Raw genomic sequence first — 11,935 nt, 5'->3', positions numbered from 1 at the left:
ATGACCCCCCAGGAACGGCAAGGAGGTTGGCGGAACCTCCTGGTCATCAAGCCTCTGCGCCACTCCGTGACCATGCGGCTGACCGTGATGGCGGTCGGTATCGGCGGCTCCATGATCATCCTGCTGCTGCTGCTGGTCACCAGCCACATCCGCAGTGACATCTTCGACAACAAGCGTGATGCTGTCCTGCAGGACGCGCACACCCGTGCGCAGGTGGCCCAGGCGGACCTGGACTCCGCCACGATCGCCTCCAGCGACGACGTCGCCGTGACCGTGCAGAAGGAGATCGCCCGCATCCGCGACTCCTTCGCCGCCGCGGGAGGCGTGGGCGTGGTCCTGAAGCGGGCCAGCGACGAGGACTCGGGGACCGTCATCAACGACCTGGCCACCGACAGCAACCTGTCCCAGCTGGTGACCAGCGAGCTGGTCGCTCAGGTGGAGGGCTCCGGGCCGGGTGTGGAGCACTGGCAGTCGATCCGCCTGCCAGCTGCTAGCGGCTACTCCCCAGGGATGGTGGTGGGATCGCAGATCAACCTGCCCATGGCGGGCAAGCACGACCTGTACCTCATCTACACCCTGGCCCCCGAGCAGCGCGTGCTGACCGTCACCGCCCGGGCCATGACCGTGGCCAGCCTCGGTTTCGCTACCGTGCTGATCGTCATGGTCTTCACCATGGCCTGGCGCGTGCTGCTACCGGTGAGACAGACCTCCCTGGCCGCCCAGCGCCTGGCCAGGGGGGTCCTCACCGAGCGCCTGGCCGTGCACGGGGCTGACGAGCTGGCCGCCCTGGCCCGCTCCTTCAACGCCATGGCGGACAACATCGAGGAGCAGATCAAGCGCTACGACGAGCTCTCCCAGCTGCAGCGGCGCTTCGTCTCCGACGTCTCCCACGAGCTGCGCACCCCCCTGACCACCATCCGCCTGGCCGGGGAGCAGATCTTCCAGGCCCGGGAGGACTTTGACGACCCGGTGCTCCAGCGCAGCGCCGTGATCCTGTTCGGGCAGCTGGAGCGCTTCGGCAACATGCTGGAGGACCTGCTGGCCATCTCCCGGATCGACGCCGGCGCCTCCGCCCTGCACCTCAAGGAGGTGGACATGGAGGAGCTGGTCAAGGACGTGCTCTCCCTGGCCGCCCCCCTGGCCGCCGAGAAGAGCACCGAGGTGCGTCTGCACGCCCCCGGCAGCCCGGTGCGGGTCGCCCTGGACCGCACCCGGGTGGAGCGGATCATCCGCAACCTGGTCATCAACGCCCTGGAGCACGGTGAGGGCAAGCCGGTGGACGTGACCGTGGCGCAGAACGACGGCGCGGTGGCAGTGCGGGTGCGAGACCACGGGGTCGGCATGAGCGAGCGCGTGGTGGCCCACGTCTTCGACCGCTTCTTCCGGGCCGACCCCTCCCGCAAGCGCACTACCGGCGGCACCGGCCTGGGCCTGTCCATCTCCCAGGAGGACGCCACCCTGCACGGCGGCGAGCTGACCGCCTGGGGGTGGCCGGGGGACGGCTCCTCCTTCCTGCTGACCCTGCCGCGGGTGCCCGGCGAGCCTATCTACGAGCACCCCCTCCAGGTGGTGCCGGAGGACGCCTCCAAGGCGGCCCAGGAGACGGCGGTGAGCCCTACCCGGCCCGCTGGCCGCAGCCTGCAGCAGTTCTCGCCCCCGGCCGTAGTGCGCCGCCCGGAGATCGTGCCGCCGCCGCGCCAGCAGCCGCGGGGCCCCGTGACCCGCTACGCCGACGCCACCGGCGTCAACCCACCCGTAGTGGTGACCGCTGAGCCCGTGGACGACACGGACGAGACCCTGGCGGCGGTGGAGGGACTGCTCAAGGCGGCGGGCCTGGAGGCCCGGTCGGCGCAGCGCCTGCGGGCACCGGTCAACAGCCGGGGCGTGACGGCGGTGCCGGCTTCCGGCCAGGCAGGGCGCGGGCTCCAGCACGCCCCCACACCCGAGGACCCGGAGGTGCACAGTGGTAAGCGTTGAGCCGCAGCCTTCTGCCCGGTGGAGCGGGCGGGCTGGTCCTGGCCGCCGTGACTTCCTGGGCCTGCTGGCTGCGGCTGCGGGAACGGCTGGGCTGGGGGGCTGCGTGACCCTGCCCAGCTCCGGGAGGGTGCACCGCGCTGAGGTCGCTGCCGGGCAGCAGTCGGCCCTGGTGCAGACCGCCGACCTGCCGCTCGTGGGTGCCGAGCCCCCCGAGATCGTGGCAGGTTTCCTGCGGGCCTGCGCCGTCGGCCCGAACGACTCCTTCGCCACCGCTCGCCACTACCTGCTGGGGCCGCTGTCCTCGAGCTGGTGGCCGGAGAAGCTGGTGCGCCTGTACCCCCACCTGGACTCTCCCAGCATCACCCTGGGGGAGTCCGGGGCCGTGCAGGTCACCGTGCCGGTGCAGGCTGAGGTGGACGCTGAGGGCGTCTACCGGGCGAATGAGGAGCCGGAGGGCAGCTCCCTGCAGCTCTCCTACACCTTGACGCGGGACGCGGACAACCAGTGGCGTATCGCGCAGGCTCCGGAAGGGGTGCTGCTGCCTGCCTACTCCTTCAGCTCCAGCTTCATCTGCGTGCCGGTGCTCTTCCTGACCCCTGACGGCAGCCACTGGGTCGCGGACGCCCGCTGGGTGCCTGCGCGCAACGCCATCAGCCGGGTTGTCAGCCGGATACTGGGGGGGCCCTCCGAGCACCTGCAGGCTGTGGTGGCACCCCTGCCGCTGACGGACCTGGAGCTTAAGCAGCCCAAGGGGCTCGCGGTGGTCAGCGGGGTGGCGACGGTCGAGCTGCGTTCCACGGCGCGGCACCCGGCGGGGCTCCTGGCCCAGCTGGCCGCCCAGATCCACATGAGCCTGTCCGCCCTCGACGTCGTCGAGGAGGTGCGGGTGCTGGTCAACGACGAGCTGGTGCCGCCTGCGCCGGGGCTGCCGGACCCCTTCGCCGACCCCGGGCGGGTGGTGCTGCTGGAGGGCAGCTCGGTGGTCCGGGGCCTGGGTGGGGCCCGGGAGGCGCTCACCGACCTTTCTGTCCTGGGAGGCGACGGCGTGAGCCACCCGGTGCTGGGGCCTGACCACGCGCTCTACGCCGTCAACGGGCGCAGCATGATGCGCCTGGTGCTGGGGGCCGGGAACGCCGCCGCCATCTACTCGACCACCGACCCGCACTCGAGTCGGGACGTGCTGCTGCCCCCGGTGGTGGACGCCGACGGCTGGGTGTGGACCGGTCGGGAAGGGCGGCTGTCCGTGGTCAACGGCTGGGGCGCTGCCCACAACCTGGAGGCCGGCTGGCTGAAGGGGGAGGTGACGGCCTTCGACCTGTCGGCTGAGGCCGGGCGGGTGGCCCTGGTGGTCGCTACCCCGGAGGGGGCGCGGGTGGTTGTCTGCACGGTGCGCCGCGAGGGCGGTGACGCGCACCCCAGGGCCCTGGTGGGGCCGCAGTGGCTGACCGCGCCGGGGGCTACTGAGGTGGCCTGGGCCGACCCGGTGACGGTGGCGGTGCTGATGACTGACGAGGACGGCGGTCACGGGGTGCTGCGGCTGCACGTGGTCGGGGGGCCTTATGAGGACGTCTCCACGGTTACGGGGGTGACGGCGCTGGCGGGCAACCGCACCAACGGGACCCTGCTGGCCTGTGACTCCCACTCGGTGCTGTGGCGGCGCAGTGGCGCCTCCTGGCACGAGGCGGACACCGGTTGCCGTTACCCCTCCTACCCCCTTCCCGGAACCGCCGCCTACTAGCTCCACCCCACCCTCCACCCCCAATCAACCCCCTTGTTTACCGCGAGACCGGGACATATGTACCGCGAGTTCGGTAAGGGTGGCCTTAGTTGTTGATGGCTGGGGGGTGGCCGTGAGGGCAGGGAGGCTGTGGGGTGAGGTGCGGTCGGCCCCTTATGGGCTAGATGGCGCCCGCGCTGAGGCGGCTGCGGGTGCCGGAGACCTGGTGCGTGGGGACTGGCTCAGGCTGCAGAGAAGAGCAGGATGGCTGGCTCCTGGAGACCTGGGTGCGTGGGGACTGGTTCTCTGGGAGGGGGTGATGGGGCTAGACGGCGGGGCGCAGTGGTGGCGCGGCCGTGGTCGGTCGGGGCTGCTGGTGCCCTGGGATCGTGTGTTGCACACATTGGAACCTGGCCAGTGTTGGGATTCCAACGTTTCCAGGTGGTTGGTGGGGCGGACGCCGTGAGGTGTGTGTGGGCGTCGTCGCATACTTTGCCGGGGCGGGGGAAGCAGTCCGGTTGAAGCATGCCTCAGAGCGTTCCGCGTAATTGCAAGACAAAACCCTGATCTGGTCTTGGGGTGCTCCCTGTCATGTATGCAACCAGGGTTCCTGGCCGCCCATAGGGTCTCCCCGACATCCTGCCCTCAGGTACCGCCCCCAGTCAGATTCAGCCGCCCACTTCCTCGTCGTACGGGCCTGGCCCCGCCCGTCCGTCACGTCTGGGGAGAGAGGTAGCCTGCCCGCTCCTTCCCGCAGACAGTGCGCCCCAGCGAGCCTCACCGTCGTCGAGCAGCTGGACGCCAGCCACCAGCCGCAAGTTATCCACAACTAAGGCCACCCTTACCGGTCTCGTGAGCCATATGTCCCGGTCTCGCGGTACCGATGTCCCGGTCTCGCGAGAAGGTGGTGCCGGGGCGGCTTGCGGCCAGCTCCGGCACCACCTTCACGCGGCATGCGGGGTGCGGGGCGCCCCGTGGGCTACAGCACCTGCGCGTCCAGGCGGATCACCCCGTAGGTCCAGCCGTGCCGGTGGTACACCGCGCAGGGCTGCTTGGTCTCCTTCTCGATGAACAGGTAGAAGGGGTGGCCCACCAGCTCCATCTGGTAGAGGGCCTCGTCCACGGTCATGGGCACGGCGTCGTGCAGCTTCTGGCGGACGATCACGGGCGAGTCACCCAGCTGGGACTCCACCGCCACCCCCTTGGTGGTGGGCACGGTGGGCTGGTTCTCCTCCGGCTCCGCCTCCGGGACGGCGGGCTGGGTCTCCCGGGGCTCCTCCGGCAGCACGACGGCGCGGCGGTGGTGGTCCTTCTGGCGGTCACGCACCCGGCGCAGACGCTCTGTTAGCTTGCCCATGGCTATGTCGAAAGCAGCGAAACGGTCTGAGGAGGAGGCCTCGGCCCGGATGACCGGGCCCTTGGAGATGACGGTGAGCTCAACGCGCTCCGCAGTGTCCGCCTGCCGAGGGTTGCGCTCGTGCGTGACCTCGATCTCGACGCGCTGCACGCGCGGGTCGTACTGCTCGACCTTGGTGACCTTCTCCTCGACGTAGTCCCGGTAACGCGAGCTGATCTCAGCGTTGCGACCAACGACGGTGATGTCCATGGCTGACCCTTTCTGGGTTCTTAGGTGCGGCCCCGGCTGGGGCTTGGATGACTGCATCCGCCGCGTGCCGCGACGGGCTGTGGAAGGAACTGACCGCCTCCTGTGTGCTCGCCGGCAGCCCGTCGGCGTTGACGGGCTCGCAACGTCCTGTGCGTTGTGCCACAGAAGATACACCATGTGCTCACCTGCGGGTGGACGATCGTGCAGCCTGCCGCCCGCAAGGCAGCCCAGGGGACGGCGGGGGAGTGGCCGCGAGCGCCAGTGCCCCCAGCACCTGGGCCCCTGCCTGCTCCAGCGCCTGGGAGCAGGCAGCCAAGGTGGCCCCGGTGGTCACGACGTCGTCCACCAGCAGCACCTGGTGCCCGGCCACCGGGGCCAGCACCCGGGGTGGTTGCGCGCGGTTGCGTGCCCGCTCGGCCACGCCCAGCCCTGCCTGGTGGCGGCTGCCTCCCTGACGGCGCAGCAGGTCCACTGACCAGGTGCCGGTCCGTCCGGCCGCGGCCTGGGCCACCCCCTGCGCCACGGCGTCTGCCAGGGAGGCGGCTACCAGGCGACCGAGCAGACGGCGCGCCAGGCCAGAGGGGGCAGGCACCACCAGCAGGGGCGTCCCCAGGGCTCCTGGCCTGCTGCGGTCTGGCTCAACGCCGCCTGGCCTGCTGCGGCCCTGCTCGTTGTGGCCGGGCTTATCGTCACCTGATTCGCTGCCTCCTGGTGCGCTGCGGCCGGGCTTGCTGCGTCCCGGCCCACAGTCGTCCGGCTCAGCATCCTCAGGCTCACTGGGGCCCGGCGCGTCCTGCCCCCGGCGGTGGTGGGCCCGGGTGCGCCAGCAGGGGTCATCGTGCTCCCGTATGCCCTGCCCCCGCGCTCTAGCACCCGCACCGGTGCCAGAGCAGGGGCCAGGCGCGCCGTCGTCGCCCTTGCCCGCCCCGGCCAGGACGGTGCCCGCGCCCTCCCACCACTGCGCCCCCAGCGACGCCCCCACGGCCCCCAGCAACGGCCCCAGGTCCTCCCTCCCCCCGTTCTTCCAGGCCAGCACCAGGTGGCGCACCGGCCCCGCGTAGGCGGGCCCGGCCCACACCGGCAGGCGCAGCCCCCGCACCTGGCGCAAGGGCTGGCACAGCGCCGTCCGGCACCGTCCGCACACCACGGCGTCCCAGGCCCCGCAGCCCACGCAGGCAGAAGGCAGCAGCAGTCCGCCCAGATCACGCGCCAAAGGTCCCACCCGCACAGGGTGGCAGCCTCCGCCCGGCCCCCACCGGGACCAGCAGGCCCTGGTGGGGGAGGGGGCCGGTCACAGTCCTGTGGAGCGTGGGCGGCTCTACGCCTCCAGGGGGTACCGGCAGGCGGGCAGTCGTCTACGATTGCGAGGTCTAGGCCGTGCTGGCCCCTGCAGACGTCAATAAGGGAGAAACAGCTTGTCGATCGTCGACCGGATCCTCCGCCTCGGTGAGGGGCGCACACTCAAGCAGCTTGACGCCCTGGCCAAACAGGTCGAGGCGCTCGCGGACACCTACAAGGAGCTCTCGGACGAGGATCTGCGTGATCTCACTGCTGAGCTCAAGCAGCGCCACGCCGACGGCGAGAGCCTGGACGCCCTGCTGCCCGAGGCCTTCGCCGCCGTCGCCGAGGCCGCCGACCGGGTCCTGGGCATGCGCCCCTACCACGTGCAGATCATGGGCGGCGCGGCCCTGCACCGCGGCAACATCGCCGAGATGAAGACCGGTGAGGGCAAGACCCTGGTGGCCACCATGCCCTCCTACCTGCGGGCCCTGACCGGCAAGGGCGTGCACGTCGTCACCGTCAACGACTACCTGGCCGAGTACCAGTCCGACCTCATGGGGCGCGTGCACCGCTTCCTGGGCCTGACCACCGGCTGCATCCTGGCAGGCCAGACCCCCGCCGAGCGGCGCAAGCAGTACGCCTGCGACATCACCTACGGCACCAACAACGAGTTCGGCTTCGACTACCTGCGCGACAACATGGCCCAGCGCCCCGAGGACCTGGTCCAGCGTGGCCACGCCTTCGTGATCGTGGACGAGGTCGACTCGATCCTGATCGACGAGGCTCGCACCCCCCTGATCATCTCCGGCCCGGCCACCGGCGACGTCAACAAGTGGTACCAGGAGTTCGCCAAGATCGCCGAGCGGCTGGAGGCGGGCAAGGACTACGAGGTCGATGAGAAGAAACGCACCATCGGCATCCTCTCCCCGGGCATCGAGCGGGTGGAGGACTACCTGGGGATCGACAACCTCTACGAGTCCGCCAACACCCCCCTGATCGGCTTCCTGAACAACGCCATAAAGGCCAAGGAGCTCTTCCACCTGGACAAGGACTACATCGTGCGCGACGGTGAGGTCCTGATCGTGGACGAGCACACCGGCCGGGTACTGCCCGGGCGCCGCTACAACGAGGGCATGCACCAGGCCATCGAGGCCAAGGAGCGCGTGGAGATCAAGGCCGAGAACCAGACCCTGGCCACCATCACCCTGCAGAACTACTTCCGCCTCTACCCGGAGGGCTCCCGCTCCGGCATGACCGGTACCGCCGAGACCGAGGCCGCCGAGTTCGCCGGCACCTACAAGATCGGTGTGGTCCCTATCCCCACCAACAAGCCCATGGTCCGGGTGGACCAGCCGGACCTGGTCTACACCAACGCCAGGTCCAAGCTGGCCGCGGTGGTGGACGACATCGCGGAGCGCCACGAGGCGGGCCAGCCGGTGCTCGTGGGCACCACCAGCGTGGAGAAGTCCGAGCAGCTCTCCGAGATGCTGCGCAAGCGCGACATCCCCCACGAGGTCCTCAACGCCAAGCAGCACGCCCGGGAGGCCGCCGTCGTGGCCATGGCCGGGCGCAAGGGCGCTGTCACCGTGGCCACCAACATGGCGGGCCGTGGCACCGACATCATGCTGGGCGGAAACGCCGAGCACATCGCCGTGACCGCGCTCAAGGAGAAGGGCCTGGACCCGGAGGAGAACGCGGAGGAGTACGACGCCGCCTGGCCCGCCGCCCTCAAGGCCGCCAAGGAGGCCTGCAAGGCGGAGCACGACGAGGTGGTGGAGCTCGGCGGCCTGTACGTGCTGGGCACCGAGCGCCACGAGTCGCGCCGTATCGACAACCAGCTGCGGGGCCGCTCCGGCCGCCAGGGGGACCCGGGCGAGTCCCGCTTCTACCTGTCCATGGAGGACGACCTGATGCGCATGTTCGCCTCCGGGGCCGCCCAGCGCATCATGGCCTCTGACGCCTACCCCGACGACGTCCCCCTGGAGTCCAAGATCGTCACGCGGGCCATCGCCTCCGCCCAGCGCCAGGTGGAGTCCCGCAACTACGAGATCCGCAAGAACGTCCTGAAGTACGACGACGTCATGACCGAGCAGCGCGAGAAGGTCTACTCCGAGCGCCGCCGGGTCCTGGACGGCGAGGACCTGGAGCCGCAGATGGAGGCCTTCCGCGCCTCAGTGGTCGCCAACGTGGTGGCCGCGCGCACCGCGCAGGGACGTGCCGACGAGTGGGACCTGGAGGGGCTGTGGAACGACCTGGCCCAGCTCTACCCGGTGAGCCTGACCAGTGAGGAGATCCTGGAGTCGGTGGGTGGCACGGACCACCTCACGCCGGAGGTGCTGACGGCGGAGCTCACCGGTGACGCCGAGGTCGCCTACGAGGAGGCGGAGGCCCGCCTGGACGCCAACCCGCTGGCCCAGGACCAGCTGGGGGAGGAACCCATGCGCACCATGGAGCGGCGCATCCTGCTGGCCGTGGTGGACAAGCGCTGGCGCGAGCACCTGTACGAGATGGACTACCTCAAGGAGGGCATCGGCCTGCGGGCCATGGCCCAGCGCGACCCCCTGGTGGAGTACGCCAATGAGGGCGCCCACATGTTCAAGGCCATGATGGAGGGCATCCGCGAGGAGACCGTGGAGCAGATCTTCGCCAACGTGGCCCGCTTTGACGAGGCTCGGGCCCGCTACGAGTCCCAGACGGCGGAGCTGGCTGACGGGCGCGCGGCGGCGGGGATCGACCCCTCCCGCCCCGGCGGCACCGTGCTGGGGGACACCGGGCAGCAGCACATGAGCGACAAGGTGTCCTACTCGGCGCCGGACGAGGACGGCCAGGCCACCACCACCTCCGGCGGGCAGTCCGCTGCGGACGGCGGGAAGGGCCTGAACCGGGCGGCCAAGCGGGCCGCTAAGCGCAGCAAGCGCCGCTAAGCGGAGCAGGCGCCGCTGCGGCGGGCTGGAGCCGGGGCCCGGTTGGCTGTAGCCATGAGCATGTGGGCCGGAGCCGGAGCCTGTGGTCCGGAGGTCTGGCTGCCAGGCCGCCGCTCCCGGGCGACGGCGTAGGGGGTGCCTCCTTCTGGTGCTCCGCGCCTGCTGGTGGTCCTGCGGCCAGTCTGGTCTGACTGCCTGGGCCGCCCCGGCTGGAGCAGGTTGTCTGAGACGGCGCCGCTGTCTAGGTGACCACCACCCGTGCCAGGCAGACCGGCTGGGCGGGTGCCTGCGGTGGCGCTCCTGCCGGGTCGCTGCGGCTAGGCGATCTCCAGGCCGGTGAGGATCCAGCGTCCCCGGCGCAGCAGCAGGTGCGCGGCGGCTGCCCGTACCCGCCCGGCCGCCTCCAGGACCACTACGGCCTCGGCCCGCCCGGGCAGGGGCTCCTGGGCACGGCTGGAGCGCACCTGGGGGACGGTCGCCGGGGAGACCCGGCCTGCTAGGCGCTGGGCCAGGCTGGCCCGCCTGGCCAGGGCGTCAAAGAGCTCGGGGGTGGTGCGGCGCACCAGGGCCTGCACGGAGCGGTGGCCCTCCAGGACCTGTACGCAGGCGCTGACCAGGTGCGCGGCTGCCTGGCCGGGGCTCTCGGCGGGGGCTGGCGGCCTGGGGGTGCTGGCGCGCTCTACCAGGGTGACGGCCTCCGGCTGGGCCACCTGGGTCTGGAACTGCACCCGGTCCCAGTGTTTGCGCGTCAGTGGGGCGGCGGTGACAGTGGGCCCCGGGGACAGAGCCTGGTTCCTGGCGCGGGCGGGCTCGGCCAGCACCGGCTGTGGCGGTAGCGGTTGTTGACGGCGGGGCAGCAGTGCCCCGACGGCGGGGGCCACACTCACGCGCACCTTGGGGGCGCCGCCTGGGGTGGAGTGCTGCTTCAGGTTGTGGCGCGCTTCAGGGTGGCAGCTCCGGGTCGTCGGTGAAGGCTGGCCCGGACGGGCTGGGCGGGGGCGCGGGTGCCCCACCTGGGGCAGGGGCCGCTTGGGTGGGAGCACGTGCGGGCCGGTCACGGCAGGACGGGGCGCCTCCGGGGCGGGTGGGCAGGAGCTGGGCGGCTGCATGGTGGTCAGGGCGGTCATGAGCGTTCCTTGGCTAGGTCTGGGGCCGTGCTGGTGGCCAGTTGCGGGCGGTGGTCAGGGCTGGTGGTAAGGCGTTGGGTACAGGTCGGTGAGGTCGGGGCAGGGGCGCAGATCGGTGGGTGCAGGTCGGCGAGAGTGGATCGGCGGGTCCAGGGCGGCGGGCTACGGAGGGCAGCAGGGTCTGAGCGCTGGGCTACGGAGGGCAGCAGGGTTGGAACAGAACGAGACGGCGATGTCTCGGGCCGCAGGTAGGGTAAGAGCCAAGGCTGGGTCAGGGCTGCTCCCAGGGCAGCTGCAGGACGGTGCCCGGCTGGATCAGGGAGGGGTCTGGGCCAAGCGTCTCCCGGTTGCGCTGGTAGAGCTGGGGCCAGGCGGTGACCAGCTCGGGCGCGCTGTTGTCCAGCCCCAGGTAGGCGGCGCTGATCGACCACAGGCTCTCCCCAGGACGCACCGTGTGCTGAGCCGGAGGTCTCTGGTCCCCGCCGCCGTTCCCGCGCCCGGCCCCAGCCGGGTTGCTGGGGCCGCCGGTGGCTGCCTGGGCTGGTGTGGGTGCCTCCGGGGGTATAGGCGCCGCCGCGGGGGCGCGGGCGGCAGCGCCGGGCGCCTGTGGTGCGGTGGAAGGACTGGTCCCTGGGCGCGCCCCGGGGCTGGCCGCTGGTCCCGGGGCAGGCGTCGGTGCGGCGCTCTCGGGGGTGCCGGGTGTGGCGGGGGCGGCAGAGGGTGCTGCAGGAAGCCCACGGCTTGCGGGTGCTGCTGCGGCTGAGGGCGCGTCTGGCTCGGTTGGCGTGGACGCTGCGCCGTCGGCCTGCGACGGGACGGTGGCGGTGCTGCTGGGCTGCCAGCCCAGGTCATGTGGCGGCGGGACCTCTGCGGCCAGGGCCGGGCTGGCGCTGAGGGACAGTACCAGGGTGCCGGCGGCCAGGCGCCTGATGGCCGGGGCGCCCCAGCGCTGCAGCAGGTACCCGGCCACCTGGCTGCCCAGGCTCGCAGGCAGGCGACGGCGGGGCCGTGGCGGCTGCGGGGCCGTGGCCACCAGGGCCAGCAGGGCGGAGAGCCCGTACCAGGCGGCAGCCACTGCCCCTAGGGCGGAGAGGACGGTGAGCAGGGCGCTGGAGAGCTGGGGGCTACCCCAGGCGGAGCCCGGCAGGCCGCTGAGTGCCTGTGCGTGCAGGTAGGACAGGTGTCCGAGCAGCGCGGCCACGGCTGCCGACGCACAGACAATAAGTTTGAGAGTTGTACGTGTGTGCATCGCTGCTCCATCGTCTTTGGCAATGTTTGATGCTTAATGATGAAACAACGTGGT

General features: G+C 71.3%; 7 protein-coding genes. 3 read left to right on the top strand and 4 right to left on the bottom strand.

What is annotated here, in order from left to right; translation table 11 throughout:
* Both mtrB and JG540_RS07945 read left to right on the top strand, forming a co-directional pair.
* Nucleotides 1-1,977, top strand: coding sequence for an MtrAB system histidine kinase MtrB (gene mtrB / locus JG540_RS07950; RefSeq protein ID WP_200275176.1), 1,977 nt, complete (start codon nucleotides 1-3; stop codon nucleotides 1,975-1,977).
* Nucleotides 1,964-3,715, top strand: coding sequence for a GerMN domain-containing protein (locus JG540_RS07945; protein ID WP_200275174.1), 1,752 nt, complete (start codon nucleotides 1,964-1,966; stop codon nucleotides 3,713-3,715). The genes mtrB and JG540_RS07945 overlap by 14 nt, the downstream gene beginning before the upstream one ends.
* 958 nt (nucleotides 3,716-4,673) lie before the next feature.
* Here JG540_RS07945 and hpf read toward each other — a convergent pair.
* The gene (gene hpf, locus JG540_RS07940; protein WP_200275172.1) at nucleotides 4,674-5,300 is read right to left on the bottom strand and encodes a ribosome hibernation-promoting factor, HPF/YfiA family; all 627 of its coding nucleotides are present in this window, start codon (nucleotides 5,298-5,300) and stop codon (nucleotides 4,674-4,676) included.
* Nucleotides 5,301-5,481: 181 nt separating this feature from the next.
* The gene (locus JG540_RS07935; protein ID WP_234042751.1) at nucleotides 5,482-6,522 is read right to left on the bottom strand and encodes a ComF family protein; all 1,041 of its coding nucleotides are present in this window, start codon (nucleotides 6,520-6,522) and stop codon (nucleotides 5,482-5,484) included.
* A 193-nt stretch (nucleotides 6,523-6,715) separates the two neighbouring features.
* On the opposite strand from JG540_RS07935, the gene secA reads away from it, so the two are divergent.
* Entirely contained in the window at nucleotides 6,716-9,505 is a 2,790-nt protein-coding gene (gene secA, locus JG540_RS07930) for a preprotein translocase subunit SecA (protein WP_200275170.1), read from the top strand.
* A 317-nt stretch (nucleotides 9,506-9,822) separates the two neighbouring features.
* Here the strand turns inward: secA and JG540_RS10420 are convergent, their stop codons facing one another.
* A complete protein-coding gene (locus JG540_RS10420; protein WP_234042750.1) occupies nucleotides 9,823-10,632 on the bottom strand; it encodes an Rv3235 family protein in 810 nt (269 codons plus the stop codon).
* Nucleotides 10,633-10,903: 271 nt separating this feature from the next.
* On the bottom strand, nucleotides 10,904-11,881 hold the full coding sequence (locus JG540_RS07920) for a LysM peptidoglycan-binding domain-containing protein (protein ID WP_200275168.1): 978 nt from the start codon (nucleotides 11,879-11,881) through the stop codon (nucleotides 10,904-10,906).
* Nucleotides 11,882-11,935: the final 54 nt, after the last annotated feature.

Source organism: Actinomyces weissii, from assembly GCF_016598775.1.
GTDB lineage: Bacteria > Actinomycetota > Actinomycetes > Actinomycetales > Actinomycetaceae > Actinomyces > Actinomyces weissii.
Note: the sequence above shows the minus strand (reverse complement) of the source record. Positions and strands in the feature narration are given on the sequence as shown.

What these genes read in the sequence shown, in the direction of transcription:
- mtrB (WP_200275176.1), top strand. Translation starts at nt 1, where the DNA reads ATGACCCCCCAGGAACGGCAAGGAGGTTGGCGGAACCTCCTGGTCATC.
- JG540_RS07920 (WP_200275168.1), bottom strand. Translation starts at nt 11,881, where the DNA reads ATGCACACACGTACAACTCTCAAACTTATTGTCTGTGCGTCGGCAGCC.
- hpf (WP_200275172.1), bottom strand. Translation starts at nt 5,300, where the DNA reads ATGGACATCACCGTCGTTGGTCGCAACGCTGAGATCAGCTCGCGTTAC.
- JG540_RS10420 (WP_234042750.1), bottom strand. Translation starts at nt 10,632, where the DNA reads ATGACCGCCCTGACCACCATGCAGCCGCCCAGCTCCTGCCCACCCGCC.